This window comes from Shewanella maritima (genome assembly GCF_004295345.1).
GTDB lineage: Bacteria > Pseudomonadota > Gammaproteobacteria > Enterobacterales > Shewanellaceae > Shewanella > Shewanella maritima.
This window is the reverse complement of record NZ_CP036200.1, coordinates 823,231-839,973: the sequence shown is the minus strand read 5'-3', so window position 1 is coordinate 839,973 and position 16,743 is coordinate 823,231. Positions and strand designations below refer to the sequence as shown.

Annotated in this window: 15 protein-coding genes; all 15 read left to right on the top strand. The window is 39.6% G+C overall.

Going from position 1 to position 16,743, the window contains the following annotated elements:
- Position 1 precedes the first annotated feature (1 nt).
- Positions 2–919, top strand: coding sequence for a dTDP-4-dehydrorhamnose reductase (gene rfbD, locus EXU30_RS03565; RefSeq protein WP_130603225.1), 918 nt, complete (start codon positions 2–4; stop codon positions 917–919).
- Between the two features lie 48 nt (positions 920–967).
- Complete coding sequence (rfbB, locus tag EXU30_RS03560; RefSeq protein ID WP_130597852.1) at positions 968–2,068, top strand: dTDP-glucose 4,6-dehydratase; 1,101 nt, start codon at positions 968–970, stop codon at positions 2,066–2,068.
- A gap of 13 nt (positions 2,069–2,081) precedes the next feature.
- Positions 2,082–3,497 (top strand): mannose-1-phosphate guanylyltransferase/mannose-6-phosphate isomerase, encoded by a 1,416-nt coding sequence (locus EXU30_RS03555; protein ID WP_130597851.1) that lies wholly within the window; start codon positions 2,082–2,084, stop codon positions 3,495–3,497.
- Positions 3,498–3,500: 3 nt separating this feature from the next.
- Positions 3,501–4,931 (top strand): phosphomannomutase, encoded by a 1,431-nt coding sequence (locus tag EXU30_RS03550; protein WP_341274639.1) that lies wholly within the window; start codon positions 3,501–3,503, stop codon positions 4,929–4,931.
- A 14-nt stretch (positions 4,932–4,945) separates the two neighbouring features.
- On the top strand, positions 4,946–6,319 hold the full coding sequence (locus EXU30_RS03545; RefSeq protein ID WP_130597849.1) for a coiled-coil domain-containing protein: 1,374 nt from the start codon (positions 4,946–4,948) through the stop codon (positions 6,317–6,319).
- A gap of 3 nt (positions 6,320–6,322) precedes the next feature.
- On the top strand, positions 6,323–7,489 hold the full coding sequence (locus tag EXU30_RS03540) for a hypothetical protein (RefSeq protein ID WP_130597848.1): 1,167 nt from the start codon (positions 6,323–6,325) through the stop codon (positions 7,487–7,489).
- Between the two features lie 20 nt (positions 7,490–7,509).
- Positions 7,510–9,750: a coiled-coil domain-containing protein gene (locus EXU30_RS03535; RefSeq protein WP_130597847.1), complete on the top strand. Its 2,241-nt coding sequence runs from the start codon at positions 7,510–7,512 to the stop codon at positions 9,748–9,750.
- Positions 9,747–10,682 carry a sulfotransferase family protein gene (locus tag EXU30_RS03530; protein ID WP_130597846.1) on the top strand — a complete coding sequence of 312 codons (936 nt, stop codon included), beginning with the start codon at positions 9,747–9,749 and terminating at the stop codon, positions 10,680–10,682. The genes EXU30_RS03535 and EXU30_RS03530 overlap by 4 nt, the downstream gene beginning before the upstream one ends.
- Before the next feature lie 13 nt (positions 10,683–10,695).
- A complete protein-coding gene (locus EXU30_RS20465) occupies positions 10,696–11,187 on the top strand; it encodes a beta/alpha barrel domain-containing protein (RefSeq protein WP_242620308.1) in 492 nt (163 codons plus the stop codon).
- 32 nt (positions 11,188–11,219) lie between these two features.
- Positions 11,220–12,308, top strand: coding sequence for a beta/alpha barrel domain-containing protein (locus tag EXU30_RS03525; RefSeq protein WP_242620307.1), 1,089 nt, complete (start codon positions 11,220–11,222; stop codon positions 12,306–12,308).
- Positions 12,295–12,957 carry an HAD family hydrolase gene (locus tag EXU30_RS03520; RefSeq protein ID WP_130597845.1) on the top strand — a complete coding sequence of 221 codons (663 nt, stop codon included), beginning with the start codon at positions 12,295–12,297 and terminating at the stop codon, positions 12,955–12,957. Before EXU30_RS03525 ends, EXU30_RS03520 begins: the two co-directional genes overlap by 14 nt.
- Positions 12,954–13,694: a 3-deoxy-manno-octulosonate cytidylyltransferase gene (locus EXU30_RS03515; RefSeq protein ID WP_130597844.1), complete on the top strand. Its 741-nt coding sequence runs from the start codon at positions 12,954–12,956 to the stop codon at positions 13,692–13,694. The genes EXU30_RS03520 and EXU30_RS03515 overlap by 4 nt, the downstream gene beginning before the upstream one ends.
- 2 nt (positions 13,695–13,696) lie before the next feature.
- Positions 13,697–14,518, top strand: a complete 822-nt coding sequence (locus EXU30_RS03510) for a glycosyltransferase family 2 protein (protein ID WP_130597843.1) — start codon at positions 13,697–13,699, stop codon at positions 14,516–14,518.
- Between the two features lie 9 nt (positions 14,519–14,527).
- Positions 14,528–15,724 (top strand): hypothetical protein, encoded by a 1,197-nt coding sequence (locus tag EXU30_RS03505; protein WP_130597842.1) that lies wholly within the window; start codon positions 14,528–14,530, stop codon positions 15,722–15,724.
- A 62-nt stretch (positions 15,725–15,786) separates the two neighbouring features.
- Positions 15,787–16,731 (top strand): UDP-glucuronic acid decarboxylase family protein, encoded by a 945-nt coding sequence (locus EXU30_RS03500; RefSeq protein WP_130597841.1) that lies wholly within the window; start codon positions 15,787–15,789, stop codon positions 16,729–16,731.
- Positions 16,732–16,743: the final 12 nt, after the last annotated feature.

Below are 16,743 nucleotides of genomic sequence, written 5' to 3'. Positions count from 1 at the left end.
TATTAAAGTTCTAATTACCGGTAAAGGCGGGCAATTAGCAACCGAGCTAATTAAAGTATTCCCTAACAAATTCGACGTAGTTGCTTTGTCATCCCACGAGCTCGATATTGTTGATGCTGAGTCTGTTGAACGTTCAATTGCTGCTGTTAAACCAGCCATTGTGATTAATGCTGCAGCTTATACTGCAGTAGATAAAGCTGAAGACAATCAGCAACGTGCTTTTGATGTGAATTATTTGGGCTGTGAAAACTTAGCTCATGCATGTAAGGCTGCTGGTTGTAGCTTGATACATGTTTCAACAGACTTTGTATTTGATGGTAAAAAGGCGACGCCTTATTTTGTTGATGATGTGCCCAATCCTATTAACGTTTATGGAGCGTCAAAGCTGAGAGGTGAGCGGGGTATTACCAATGTGCTTGAGGATGCAGTTGTGATTCGCACTGCATGGGTTTATTCCGGCACTGGGAATAACTTTGTAAAAACCATGCTTTCGTTGATGCAAAATAAGCCTGAGTTAAGCGTGATATGTGATCAAATAGGTACGCCAACCTGGGCTAATGGTTTGGCGCAGTTTATTTTGCATATCGCATCAAAGTATGGCGAAGGCGAACGCCAATCACTTGTACCCAAGCCGGTTACTTATCATTGGACTGATGCCGGTGTGGCCTCTTGGTATGACTTTGCCGTTGCAATAAGGGATTTAGGCATAGAAAAAGGGATTCTGAAGCAGGCGATCCCTATTAACCCAATACCCGCGAGTCAGTATCCTCTTCCAGCCGAAAGGCCTAGCTTTAGTGTACTGGATAAGACAGAAACGGAAGGTTCGACTGGATTTAAGACCACACATTGGCGACACCAGCTTGATAAGATGCTGGATGAATATACTGAAGATAGTAAATTGTCAGAAGGCAAAACGTAAATTTAGGTTACAGCACAGTAAGTCAAAATCAGGTTAAGAAAATAATTAATGGAAACGAGAAAAATACTTGTCACCGGCGGTGCAGGGTTTATTGGAAGCAACTTTGTTCATTATTGGTTGCGTAAAAATCCGCAAGATAAACTTATTGTGTTAGACGCATTAACCTATGCAGGCAACCTCAACAATTTGAGTCATATCGACTGTGATAACTTTATCTTTGTTCAAGGTGATATTAACGATACCAAATTGGTGGAGCAGTTATTGATTGAGCATCACCTTAATACCATAGTGCATTTTGCTGCTGAGTCTCACGTTGACAGGTCAATTTTGGGGCCAGATGCCTTTATCGAAACCAATATTTTAGGTACACATAGTTTACTCAAAGCGGCAAAAAAAATATGGATTGATGTACCACAGGAAAATGGTGACCCAATTAAGGCCCATCGTTTTCATCACGTGAGCACCGATGAAGTATATGGTTCACTCGAAAAGGACGCCTCAGGTTTTACCGAGAAACATGCTTACGAGCCTAACTCACCTTATTCGGCCTCAAAGGCTGCGTCTGATCACCTTGTTAGGGCTTACCATCATACATATGGTCTTGAAGTGACGACATCTAATTGCTCCAATAATTATGGTCCGTTTCACTTTCCTGAAAAGTTAATACCGCTGGTGATTACTAATATTTTGCAAAATAAAGCATTGCCTATATACGGTGACGGTTTACAGATCCGCGATTGGTTATTTGTAGAAGACCATGCTAGAGCCATTGAGCTTGTTCTTGATAAAGGCGATGTTGGACAAACCTATAATATTGGAGGCAATAATGAATGGGCAAATATCGATATCGTAAAACTGATTTGTGATAGAGTTAACGCTCGGTTTAGCCATAACCCAAGCCTTGCTCGTAAATTCCCTAACGCGCTAGAAGCAATTAAAGGAAGTAGTGAAAATCTAATCTCCTATGTTACCGACAGAGCAGGGCATGACAGACGATATGCAATTGATGCTCAAAAAGTGCAAGATGAACTTGGCTTTGAACCTGAGCATTCATTCGAAACTGGTTTTGACAAAACGTTAGATTGGTTTTTAGAAAATACTTTATGGTGGCAGCAAATACTTGATGGAAGCTACCAGGACAATACTTAATCGGAAGGAACTAATGAAATTAACTCCAGTAATCATGGCAGGTGGTTCAGGAACTCGACTATGGCCGTTGAGTCGCTCACTGTTTCCAAAACAATTCTTAACGCTGGCTTCAAGTGTCAGTATGCTGCAGCAAACGGTTAACCGTACATTAAACCTACCATCTGAAGATTGTATTTTGCTGTGTAATGAAGAACACAGGTTTTTAGTTGCAGAGCAACTTAGAGAGCTTAATTATCAAAATGGTCGCATTATGCTGGAGCCAGCAGGTCGCAATACTGCTCCTGCCATTGCATTAGCTGCATTTGATATCGCCGAAAAAGATGGTGATGCATTGATGATGGTGATGGCGGCCGATCATGTTATCGAAAATCAGAGCGCGTTTGAAAAAGCCATTCTTAATGCCATTCCGTTAGCTGAAGACAATAAGTTAGTGACCTTTGGTATTGTGGCAAACTCGCCAGAAACAGGTTATGGCTATATCAAGCGTGGTAAAACGTTATCTGATGATGCTTTCGAGGTTGAACGTTTTGTAGAAAAACCAAATTTAGCTACCGCAAAAGATTATCTAGAATCAGGTGAATATTACTGGAATAGCGGCATGTTTATGTTCAAAGCAAGTGTCTACCTTGAAGCTTTGAAAACAAACGCTCCAGAAATTTTCCTAGCGTGTGAAGCAGCTTACAAAGCAAAAAGTGAAGACTTAGACTTTATTCGTGCAGGTAAGCAAGAGTTTCTCCAGTCGCCTGATGACTCCATTGATTATGCCATTATGGAGCATACAACTGACGCGGTTGTTGTCCCTATGGATGCGGGGTGGAGTGATGTTGGGTCATGGTCAGCCCTTTGGGAAATCGATAAAAAAGATGGCAACGGCAACGCGACCAATGGTGATGTTATTTTACATAACACATCAGACTGTTTAGTTCATGCAACCAGCCGTTTAGTATCTACTGTGGGCTTAAAAGACGTGGTTATAGTTGAAACTAAAGATGCAGTGTTGGCCGCGCATAAAGATCAGGTTCAAGATGTTAAAGAAATCGTCTCTAAGCTAAAAGCTGATGAACGCACGGAGTTTAAACATCACCGCGAAGTATACCGCCCATGGGGGCATTATGACTCGATTGATTGTGGTGAGCGTTACCAAGTTAAGCGCATTACAGTCAAACCTGGGGCTAAACTATCCGTACAGATGCATCATCACCGCGCCGAGCATTGGATTGTGGTTTCAGGTACCGCAAAAGTGACTAACGGTGATATAGACATACTCCTCACTGAAAACCAGTCAACTTATATCCCTGTAGGCGTGGTTCATGCCTTAGAAAATCCTGGTAAGGTAGATTTAGAGCTGATTGAAGTGCAGTCTGGTAGCTATCTAGGCGAAGACGATATAGTACGTTTTGAAGACCGCTACGGTAGAGTTAAGGGTTAAATAATGGCGATGTTAAATACTCAGACTCTATTGCAAAGCTCTAATATCGCTTTCGGTACCAGTGGCGCAAGAGGGCTCGTTACCGATTTTTCTAATGAGGTATGTTCGGCGTTTACCCACGCGTTTATTGACGTTATGCAAGCTGAAAATAAACTAGATAAAATCGCAATCGGCATCGATAACCGCCCTAGCAGTTATCAGATGGCTATGGCTTGTGCTAGTGCAGCTATAAAGGCTGGGGTTAAGGTTGACTTTCATGGTGTTTTGCCAACACCTGCATTAGCTTTTTTTGCGTTAGAACAAGCTATTCCATGCATAATGGTTACTGGCAGCCATATTCCATTTGACCGAAATGGTCTAAAGTTTTATCGCCCAGATGGTGAGATAACTAAGGCCGACGAGCTGGCAATATTATCTGTAGATAAAGGCTTTGATTTGGTTAATGAATTACCAAAGCTTGAAGTGGATAGTAGAGCTGTAGATGCGTACATTAATCGCTATTTGAGCCTATTTGACGGCGAGCAACCGCTTGCTAATAAACGTATAGGTATATATGAACACTCTAGTGCTGGACGGGATATTTACCGTGACATTTTTGAGCGTCTAGGCGCAGAGGTTATCTCATTAGGCAGGACTGACACTTTTGTCCCTATTGATACTGAAGCGGTTGCAGAAGAAGACATTCAACGAGCAAAATCATGGTCTGATGAGCATAAGCTTGATGCTATTTTTTCTACAGATGGCGATGGCGATCGCCCATTAGTTGCCGATGAAAGCGGCAACTGGCTGCGAGGTGACTTGCTAGGTCTTTTGTGTGCGGACTCGCTAAACATAGAGGCACTAGCCGTGCCTGTTAGTTGTAATACAGCTTTAGAGTTATCCCAAGCATTTAACAGAGTATCTCGCACTCGTATTGGTTCGCCATATGTTATTGCACAGTTTTCTGAGCTTTCAAAAGATTACGCATCTGTGGCGGGATTTGAAGCTAACGGCGGGTTCATGCTGGGCAGTGACATAAAGGTTAACAACAAGCTTTTAAAAGCGTTACCTACAAGGGATGCCGTCTTACCTGCATTAATTGTTTTGGCCGCATCAGCTAAAGCACCTGTTGCTGAGATGCTTCATCGCTTACCTTCTCGCTATACCGCCAGCGATCGAATCAAGAATTTTGAAACTCAACGCAGCAAAGCGTTACTCCAATCTGCAGAGCAAAAGCCACAAGCATTGCTAGATGCACTTGGAATTGAACAACAAGTCGTAAATACAGATAACACTGATGGTTTACGGATGTCGCTTAATAGTGGTGATGTGGTCCATTTGAGACCTTCAGGCAATGCACCAGAATTACGCTGCTATGCAGAATCTAAGCATGAAGACAAAGCTAAGCTGCTAGTCAAACATACCCTGGACGCAATTGTTAACATAAAAATATAACGACAAGGTTAATTATGGAATCGGTTTTAGTAGTTGGTTACGCCCTAGATGGATGGCGAGAAGAAATTGAACAATGGTTCGATGATTCCGTTAAAGTTACTACACTAAACATATCTCAGCAGGAACAACCAATCGAACAGGTTGCAGACTCCGTAGATAAAGTTATTGTAATCACTAGTTCTCCCGTAAACTTTCTGACAACTTGTATCACTGATAATGTAATAGATGTGGCAGTGCTACTCGAAACTCAGCTGCAATCTTGGTTAGATTGTAGCGTTCAATTGCTTCAGCTTATTACGAATTTCAGACATAAGGTTTTTGTGGTCGATGAGTCATTGTTGCTTGAGCTTGTAGATGATTGCAGAGCTAGGTTAGAACGTTTTTTGAATAACAAAGCGCAGCTAACTCAATTACAAAATATTGCTTCCTCGTCGTTAAATAGATTAATTGCTCAATGCTTTTTGATGAAATCTGATATAGCGACAACAGTCCGTACTGAACTAGTTGCAATGTCTAACGTTGCATATCAGGACAAGTGCCCGGACAACGCTATTTATGAACTTATTCCCCGTGTATTTTGTGACGTTGCTGATTATAGAAATGAGCTTAAGCAAGTCAATCAAGTGCTAAAACATGAGAACGATATTACATCAAGTGAACTTGGCGTAGCTTTGCAAAAAATAGAGAAAGAGGTAAGAGCCCAGAAAGAGCTTAAAGTTAAGCTTCAGCAAGCGGGTAGTGATACGGCACAATTAGAACGTGAACTTAGGCTGTTACAGCGAAAGAGAGCTGATAGCCAAGTTGAAATTAACTCACTAGGTTCACAAAATTCACAATTGCAATCTGAGCTCGAATCATTAAAACGGACAAATGCTGAGTATGAAACTAATTCAACTGTATTGCAGCTTCAAACTTCTCAACTGCAATCAGAGTTAGAGCTGGAATATGGCAAGCGCAGCTGTGCAGAATTAAAGTACAAGGAGCAGATGCTTGAGTTGCAGCGACAAAATGCGGAGTTAACATCGGATAACCAGTTACTAAATTCAAAGCTAGTAGAGTTGAAAGAAGAAGCCAGAAAAGAGCTCAATGCTGGCTCAAATGAACCATACCTGAAAATAAAAACAGAGCTAGATAGTGCACGAGTAAATCTGCAGCTGATTCAAAGTGAACTAGCAACTGAAAAAGATGCGAAGATAATGCTACAAAGCGAAGTGGAGTTGGCGGACTTACAAGTTTCCATGCTGCTAAAAGAGTTAGAGGTTTGTGCTAGTTACAAGCAATCAAGTAAACAAGAGCAAGCTGACTTTTTCGCATGCTCCGTTAATCGGGATATACCAGAAACAACGCTATATTTATTATCAAATTTAAAAAGCTTAGCTAGTATCTGATTTATGAAAGAGCTAATAGTAGTTGATGCAGGGCTAGCAACTTTAAGTGGTCATCATGCCGCCGTTATCGATAAATTGGCAGCGGTTCGACAGTTAAAAGTCTGTATATATAGTCATGTTTCTGTTAACTCAGATGTTATAGAGCATGCAGATAGCTATGGTATTGAACTGCATCCTTACTTTGAAACAGAATTTTATGGGTATTTGTCCAGTAACGAAAATAGAGTGGGATTTTCGAAAACGCTTAAGCTATTAGCTACAGAATACATAAACTTATTGACTTTACATAGAGAAAAGGAAGCTCGTTACCTATTTCATACAATGGATTGGATTCACCTTTGGGCTTTGTCTTTAGCATTAGAGCTTATCCAGCGAAAAAAGCATCAAGTTCCTTCCGTTATTGTTTTGCTAATGTTTAACCCTTTGAGCAAGGCTTTGTATGGCGCTTCTAGAACACTATATGCATCAGCAGTTAAGTTGATGCTGAAGTTTGGTAAATCAGTATCAATGTGGCCATCAGACTTCGAAGTGGCTCAGGCTATCAACCTTTTGCTTGGAAGTAACATATTTGCGCAAGTCCACCCTTGTTTATTACCTTTTGAACAACAAGTATGTAATGCTGAATCAAGGAAAAGAGGGATACGTCAAGTGTTGCTGTATTGTGGAGATGCCAAGGGAAGCAAAGGTTTTACTGAGTTACCTGAAATATTAGGCAAAGTTCTACCTAATAGTAACGACGATATACGGTTTGTTATTCAGTATACCAACGAGAGTCTAGATCCTAAATTGCTAAAGGCTGAGGCATTGTTGGAGCATATAGCTTATAAAAGTGATAAGTTGAAGCTGATTAAAGGTTATATGTCTGATGCAAGGCTGGCTAAATTGTATAAAGCAAGTCATGCGTTACTTGTGAATTATTGCCCCTTAGTATACCAATATAAAAGTTCGGGCATGGTCTGGTTAGCTGCTAAATATAATACTCCAATTGTAAGTTTATCTGAGTCTTGGTTGACGCGAGAAGCACATCGTTTAGGTGTTGCATGTGATGTAGTAGCGTTAGACAGCTTAACTTCAGAGTCATTTTTTGAAGAGCCTAGAGAGCGTAAGGTAACGACATATTACCAAGAGTTAATGGCTAGCTTCGATTCTTGGTTATGTAATCAATTTTAATATTTGGATAATGATAACAAATGAACTTAATTGAACAGAACAACATCGAAGAAGTTATCAAAAGAGAGCATTTTAAGACCGATAAACCTTTAGGAACTGTGCTGTGGGTAGGATGCGGCAGTTACCCTAATATCAAAGAAATTATAAAGGAAAACTTTAGGCATATTGTATTAGTTGATGCACAATCCGATGTGAGTGAGCAATTAGAGAAAGACTTCGCCGGAGTTGACAACGTAACTGTACTTAATCGATTGGTTACAGCTAAAGGTGAACCATGCACGTTTTTTAAAGCCTCCTTGGATAAATACAGCGGGGTTGAAGTTGCAAATGATTTAATTGACCTTTATCCGAATATGCAAATAACAGAACAGCATTTTAATAAGGCGTATAAACTAACTGAGTTAGTCAATGAGATTGGAATGAGCTCACGTGAGTTTAACACGCTAATCATTGATACCCCTTATATCGAAGAGCAGTTAATTAGTTCGCTAAGTGATGAGCATATAGCTGTTATTGACATGTTCTATACTCCTTCCTCAACGCTTTCATCCGCATCTCAACTTCATAATATGACGGCTTTATTAAATAGCCACTGCTACGACAATGATGATGCACCCAATGTATATATCAAAGATTATTGGCGAGAAAAGGCCGTTAACTTAGAAAGTATGGTCAATATTGAGGCCCGCAGGAGCCTTGCCTTGCAAGAGGAATTATCACTAAGCCTTAGGCAAATAGATAGTTTGAGGGACAAGCTATCAGCAGAAAAGGCAGCTGTATCTGAACTCAATGAAATTAACGAGAATGCGCTTGAAGTATACGCCGACCTTGAGTCTGAGCTGTCTAATTTCGAAAAGGAACACCAAGAAAAACTGCAGTCGTTTGACAGAGAGGTTGCTGATTTACAATCGTGTTTGTTGGCTACACGACATGAATTGAATGGAGTGATAGAGAATAATATACAAGCACATAGAAGTGAAAAGCAGGCTTTACAGCAAACAGTTGAATATCTTGAAAGTAAACTTAATAAATTGCAGCAAGAGCTTAAATCAAGTAACAAACAGAATTCAGAGCTACGGGATGCAAACTCAGCGTTAGAGCAAAAGTTAAATGACGCACAAGCGCAAACACAAGTAGCAATTGACAGGGTTGAGTTAGAAGCTAAGCAGGAGCTTGAAAAGGTATTAGCTACTTATAAAGACAAGATTACTTCTGGTATGTCAGAAGTTAAGTCTTTAGAGGGTGAGCTTTCTCAGTTAAGTGCAGAGCTTGTTTCAGTTACGAGTGCTCATCAAGTTTCAGAGAAAGTTAATTGTGATTTGAAGGCTCAACTAGAAAAGTTAGAGTCAGAAAAATCTCAAGTCGATAGCGAAGTGCAGTCTCTTAACGATCAGCTACGTCAATCTTTAAAAGAAAACGCCGAGTATCAAGTCCAACTGGAGGAGACAAAGGTGCTGTTGGTTAATGCAAACGCAGAAACAGAATCAATAAATAGTTTATTAGCTTCTAGTGAAGAAGCCAAAGAAGTACTGGCTACTAACTTGGAAAAAGAAAAGGTAGCACTTGCTAAATGTACTGGAACAAACCAGTTTTTAAATGATGAGCTTCTTCAGGTAAAGACTATTTCCGAACAAGCACATAACCATAGAGTTGAAATTGAAGAAAACTTTAAGGAATACAAATTAAACTCTGAAGTTCAAGCCGAGAAATTGCAGCTGGAGGTAGAGTCTTTGAATGAGCAGATCGGAGATTTAAAATTGGCTTGTGATAGTTTGCAGCAAGAACTGTTATCCAAGGAGCATAGCTTAGCTAAAGTCAACTCCGATTTACAACAATTAGAGAGTAGTTATAAAGAGTCAAAAGATAGTATTGCTACGTTAGAGGCGCAGACTATTGATACCATTGCGTTAGCGGATGCAAAGATAAAGGCTAATGGAGATGAAGTTGCAGCTCTAAATGACAAAGTAGAGAAAGCGCAGGTAAGATGCTCTGCTTTGGAAAATGAGCGTTCGCACTTTCAAAAGGAGATTGGAGAGTATAAGCGTGCAGAGCGAATCAATCAGAAAATGTTGAGTAAGGCACATGTTGACCTGGAAGACCTGCGAGCTAAGTATGCTGAAAAAGCCGACTCAGAGGCTGAGTTGTTAGAGTTGATTAAAGAGCTTCGAGAAAAACTGACTATTGCGTCAAAGTACTATTATAGACTACAGCAAGAACATCCGGAATTGCTTTCAAACTCTATTAGTGAAGACGTGATATGACTAGTAATTTTGAAAGGTTCAAAGGTGAGCTAGATCAAGCGTTGGGGTTAGTTGAAACATCTGAAATGGTAAAGTCGCTCGAGGTACCGCAAATTTCGGCTCCACAAATAGTTGATGCTGAATCCTTGCTGGCAAGGTGCGACCAAATTTGCGACAGTTTTACGAGTCGGAAACCAATGCTGAGGATTATCCATCATATAGCATGTAGTGGTGGAACTTTGGTTTCTAAATGTATTTCTGCTTTGCCTAATGTTTATTTGTTAAGTGAAGTTCACCCATTCACTGAGTTAGGGCTAGATAAAAATAAACCTAAGTATTCACCTACAGATATTGTTTCCTTAGTGAAATATGCGGGTGTTCCAAACTCGACCGAACTGGCTGCTGATCTCTTTAAGTCTTCAATAAAGCATGTCGATAGGCATGTAACACGCTACGGTGGCACCTTAGTGTTAAGAGAGCATACCCATGCAGACTATTTTACGCGGGCTACTATTCCCAAAAGCTCACCTTTAATTGAGCTTTTAAAAACAGATTATGAAATTGAGTCAGTGTTCACAGTTAGAGATCCGTTAGAATCATACACTTCATTACAAAATAATGGTTGGCTACATTTTGAACCTAATGACTTTAGAGAATACTGCCGACGCTTATTACTATGTATAAAGCAGTTTGACCGCGATAGGGTTTTTAGATATGAAGACTTTGTCGCTGAGCCTTCATTAATTTTAGGGCAAATTTCTGCTAAATTACAACTGCCATTTGATGACGGGTTTGAAGACATTTTTGGTTTATTTAAAGTGACTGGTGACAGTGGAAGAACGTCGGACACTATTGAGATAAAAACTGCAAAAGTTTCAGAAGATTTATTGATGGAAAGCAAGTTAACGGATACTTATCAAGAGTTTATCCAATACATGGAACAAAAAATTTAAAGTAGAGGTAGTTATGATAAAAGTTTTAGACTGTACGCTTCGCGATGGTGGTTACTATAACGAATGGGATTTTGATGCCGAAGTTGTTGCTAGTTACCTTTCAGCAATGGCGAAGGCTCGAGTTGATTATGTAGAGTTAGGCTTGCGCAATTTTACCAAATCTGGCTTTTTAGGAGCATTCGCGTACACGACTGAAGCATTTTTACAAGAATTAGAACTGCCAGAAGGGCCTGTGTATGGCGTCATGGTAGATGCTAAGACCATTTTGTCATCTGAGTTACCTTTAGAACAGGCAATGAGCAAGTTATTTGTTCATGCTGATGACAGCAAAATAGGTTTGGTAAGGGTTGCAGCACATTTTCATGAAGTTGAAAGCTCTGGTGAAATTGTCAAATGGTTAAGTGACAATGGTTATATTGTGGGTTTTAACCTCATGCAAGCTGGTGGCAAGCCGACAGCGGTGATAGCTGAAAAAGCTAAGCTAGCTCAAAGCTGGGGGTATTAGACACACTATATTTTGCCGACTCATTAGGCAATATGGATACTGCTGAGGTATCACGAATTTATGATGCGGTAAGGTCGGAATGGCAAGGCCCGATTGGTATCCATACTCATAATAATATGGCTAGAGCGATTGATAATACCTTAGCCGCTCGAGAAAAGGGTGTAACCTGGCTTGATGTTACGGTGACAGGAATGGGGCGTGGTGCTGGCAACGCTCAGACCGAGACCCTGTTAGCAATCCTAGCTAAGGAAACTGATACCTATGAGCCTGCACCTGTGTATGAGTTAGCTATCAGGCATTTTGAACCAATGCAGCGATCGCATGGTTGGGGAAGTAACTTGCTGTACTTTTTAGGTGCGCAAAACGACATTCACCCTACTTATATCCAGAACTTATTGTCTGATACTCATTATGGTACAGATGAGATCGTTGGGGCGATTGATTACCTAAGTAAGCTTGAGAATACAACAAGCTACAAAGGGGATATTCTTGCTGAGGCTTTATCTTTGAATTCAGCAGTTGAATCTGTTTCTGGAACTGCAGATTTAGCAGGGCTTGCTGAAGATCGCGAAGTACTCATTTTAGCTGATGGCCCAGGTTTGAAAAAGTATGGCTCGCAGCTGTCGGTTTACATTAAACAAAGAAACCCAATTGTTATTGCGATCAATAATTTAAGTGTTCCTTCTGATTTAGTTGATTACTATTGTGTTACTCATAATACGAAATTCTTATCAGAAAAAGACGAGTATAACCGCATTACTAAACCAGTAATCTTACCGAAACATCGATTCACACAAGAAGAGTTATCTGCCTTTTCTAGCAATGTAAAGTTGTATGACTATGGCTTAGAGGTGAACAAGGGCGAGTTTAGCGCTGGTGATTCAATGTGTGTTGTTCCTTACGATGTAACAGCAGCCTATGCTCTTGCTATAGCCTATACCATGTCAGCAAATAATGTGAGTCTTGTAGGGTTTGATGGCTATGAGGCACATGACCCAAGACAATTAGAAATGTTGAAGTTATGGAGCTTGGTTGAAAATTATGCAGGCTTTTGTGATGTAGTTGCGATTACACCGACAACTTATCCAATTACTCAGGGGTCAATTTATGCCCCAGTTTAATAATTACGAGGCAATTATATTTGACTGTGATGGAGTCATTCTTGACTCCAATCAGTTGAAAATTGAAGCAATGAGGAATGCGCTTGTAGCTCAGAATTTAGCCGAAGAGTCTGTTAATGAGTGCGTGGAACTTTTTGCTAAAAATTTCGGACGTTCACGTTTTTATCACGTTGACATTTTTTGTGATGAAATATTGGATGTCGATGATGATGTTAAGCATCACTTAAAAGCCCAGCTGTTACAAAGCTATTCACAGCAGTGCAAAAAGCTATATATGACAGCGAGTCTTACACCTTCAGTTGAAGTAGTGCTTCAACGTAGTGAAGCGGTAAAGTATGTGGCGAGTGGTTCTGAGCAAAACGAGCTGAATACTATTTTCGAGCGAAGAGGGTTAGCTAAGTATTTTTCTAAGATTTTAGGTTCCCCAACTAAGAAAACTGAATTAGTGCGGCAAATTGTTAGTGAGGTTTCTGGAGTTGCCGTAATGATTGGAGATGCAAGGTCAGATCTCGAAGCTGCTCAGGAAAATAACATTGACTTTATATATTACAGCCCGTACTCAAATGTAGACGAGACTATGAGGGAGCTAGCTAAGGAGAGTGGCTTCAGGGTAATTGATTCTTTTGATGAAATTTTGGGTGAATTATGACAAACCAAGATAATTTTGCAGTAGTAATTCCTGCCAGATACAAATCATCTAGATTCCCGGGAAAGCCACTGGTGGATTTATGTGGTAAACCAATGATTCAGCATGTTTGGGAAAGATGTTGTGAAGCGGTTTCTCCTGATAAAGTATTTATTGCAACTGAAGACGAGCGAATTCGTGAGGCTGTAGAAGGTTTTGGCGGCCAAGTTGTTATGACGAGTGATAAGTGTTTAACGGGCACAGATCGTTTAGCAGAAGCGAACTTGAAGTTAGATTGTGATTTTATTGTGAATGTACAAGGTGACGAACCTTTAATAGACCCAGCTAACATCAATGTTGTGATTAAACGTTATTTAGCAAGCGGAAATATAACCAATGCATACAGCGAAATTACTGATGACGCTGAATTTACCTCTTTGACTGTCCCAAAAGTTGTTTGCTCCAAAACTGGTCGTTTGGTGTATATGAGCCGCGCAGCAATTCCATTAACTAAGAGTGGTGAATTTATAAGAGCGCACAAACAAGTTTGTATTTACGCTTTTAGTCGTGAGCACTTAGCCTTTTTTGCTTCGCACAATGAAAAATCACCATTAGAGGAAATTGAAGATATTGAAATTCTTCGATTTTTAGAGGCCGACTATCAAGTTGATATGATAGAAGTGCCGAGTGGGTCCTTGGCAGTTGATGTGCCAGAAGACGTGGATAAAGTAGTTGATGTTATGGCAAGGGTTGAACGATAAATATGGAATATCCAAAAATATCAATGGTGATTGGTAGTTACAATAGACTGCCGATGCTGAAATTATGTATAGATGCAGTTCGAGAAGAGCTGAAAGACACATCTTATGAGATTATCGTTGTGGATGGTGGCTCAACTGATGGTGCTGTTGAATGGTTGGCTGAACAAAAGGACATTATTTCAATTGTTCAGCATAATCGTGGAGAGTGGCTAGGAAAAACAATTGAAAGAAAGCCGTGGGCCTATTTCATGAACTTAGGGTTTAAATGTGCAACTGGTCAGTACATTTGTATGTTGAGTGATGACTCGCTCATTGTTCCTGGGGCTATTAAAAATGGCGAAGCTCTTTTTGACTTGATGTTGCAGCAAGATATTAAGCTGGGTGGAGTAGCATTTTATTTTAGAGACTTTCCTGTTCGGAAAAAATATGCTGTAGCTGTAAATGTAGGTAACCTCTATGTAAATCATGGTTTGTATTTGAATAGTGCCCTGCGTGAAGTCGGATATGCTAATGAAGATTACCACTTTTACTTTTCTGATACAGATATGGTTTTAAAGTTGAAAAAGAATGGTTACCTTTGTATTCCTTCTATGAGTTCTTTTGTCGAGCACTACTTTGAGGCAACCCCTGAAATTAGAGCATCAAATAATGATTGGAAAAAAGATGAAGATCGCAACAGGTTGATCGACTCATGGAAGGGTATTGCTTATCCTGAAAGTGATTATGATAAGTATAAAAAAATCGTAGGGTATTGGGACTGGCATCCTACCGGTTTCGATGACCCTAACAATACAATTCAAAAACTAATTGATGCACATTCTTAAGGAAGACAAATGGAAAGTGGTGATTTTCAAGCCAAATTACTAAAAGGTTTGGATTGGAAAAAAGTGCTTGAAGCTGACCTTTATTGGATACGAGTTAACTTTCTTAATAAGGATGATGCTTTTAAGAAACGAATGGTAGAGCGTTGGTATAAGGATTTTGTATTTTCAACATATGATATGGTGCAGGAAGTCGATGTTGATATCTTGTTCTTCAGATTCTTAGTACGGGACGATTACAAATTTTTCTTTGAGGATGTTGCTTCCCAGTTTTCAGGAAAAAAAGCAATTATTCAAGATTACAAGAAGCAGTCTGAAAGGGTGAATATAGACGCGAGTAAGTGGCTTAATGAAGTTTCCAAGTTTATGCCTCGGTTAGATCTAGATTGCCATTTAGCTAGGGCTTGTATTGCAATCAAGCTTGCTATGTACTCTTTTATATTGAGAAAAGTCGTAAATAACAAGTTTAAAACTATCGTTCTTTTTGCTGATATGCAGCCAGTTGAAAACTTAATAGCTCAATATTGCAAAAGGCTAGGAGTAAGAACTGTAACCATGCAGCATGGTTTGTATGTAGAGTACGAGAATTTAGATACGATTAATAAGATAAATTATGAGCACGTAGTGTCTGACTACTTTTTGGCATGGGGAAACAACACATCAAAGCTCGTTTCTAAATATAACGCTGACGTTAACATTGTTAATTGTGGTAAGCCTGAGATTCAAATGTCTGGTAACTCGAACCCTGATGATAGCGAAGGGTATATTTTAGCTGTGTTAGATCAGAGGATTTTTGATGAACAAAATTTGGAGATGTTAAAAATTTTGTTTGAATATTCCTCTCTACACAATGTAGAATTGAGGGTTAAGTTTCACCCATCGAATAATAAGAAGTCGTATACGGATGCATTTCCTGAATTGGTTGAGGGTGGTGTAGTCAAAAAAGCCAAAATTGTAGTTGGGCATACAACATCTTTGATATATGAAGCAATGAGACTTGGAAGCAAGGTTGCCAAGTTTTATTCTCCAGTTCCTTCTATCCGACTCGACGCTAGTTTGGAGTTTGATTCTTTATCAAAGTTCGAGGATATTGCTGCTTCCAAGTCTGTTGTAGTTCATGATGGTAAGGAGTACATCGAGTACATTGGGGATGAGTCGCGACAGCGTTATGCAGACTTTTTCCACAGCAAACTTATTTGCCACAGCTAGTTTCGTAATAAAATATGTTACTAATAGAACTTTAGAGTTATTGACCGTATATTGAGGGTTTTATGAATATAAAAAAGAAAGTGCTTGTAACTGGGGGAGCCGGTTTTTTAGGGTCTCATCTCTGTGATAAATTGATTCAAATGGGGTGTGAGGTTTTATGTGTTGATAATTATTTTACGGGAAGACGTGATAATATTTCACATTTACTAGATAATCCAAACTTTGAGTTGTTGCGCCACGATGTTACATTTCCTTTGTACGTAGAAGTTGATGAAATTTATAACTTAGCTTGCCCAGCTTCACCAGTACATTATCAGTTTGATCCTGTACAAACCACAAAGGTGAATGTCTTAGGTGCTATTAATATGTTGGGTTTAGCCAAGCGTACAAAAGCAAAAATATTCCAAGCTTCAACTTCAGAAGTATATGGTAACCCATCTGTTCATCCGCAACCAGAATCTTATCATGGGGATGTAAATCCGATTGGTATTAGATCTTGTTATGATGAAGGGAAACGTTGTGCAGAAACATTATTTTTTGATTATTATAGGCAGCATAAATTAGATATTAAAGTTGTTAGAATATTTAACACTTATGGTCCTCGAATGCACCCAAATGATGGACGTGTAGTGTCTAATTTTATTATGCAAGCACTTGCAGGCGAAGATATCACTATATACGGTGATGGTAGTCAAACTCGCTCATTTTGTTTTGTGGATGACCTCATTAACGCTTTCATTTTAATGATGGACTCTGCTAGTGATGTTACCGGACCAATAAATGTCGGTAACCCTACCGAGTTTACTATGAAAGAACTAGCCGAATGTGTAATACGATTAACAGGTTCTAGTTCTAAGATCACTTATCAACCTTTACCGCAAGATGACCCATTACAAAGGAAACCAGACATTGTTCTTGCCAAGGAAAAATTAGGTTGGACGCCAACAATTGAGCTAGAACAAGGATTAACTAAGACTATCGAATACTTTAAGCAGTATATAAGGTAGCCCTGCATTTGA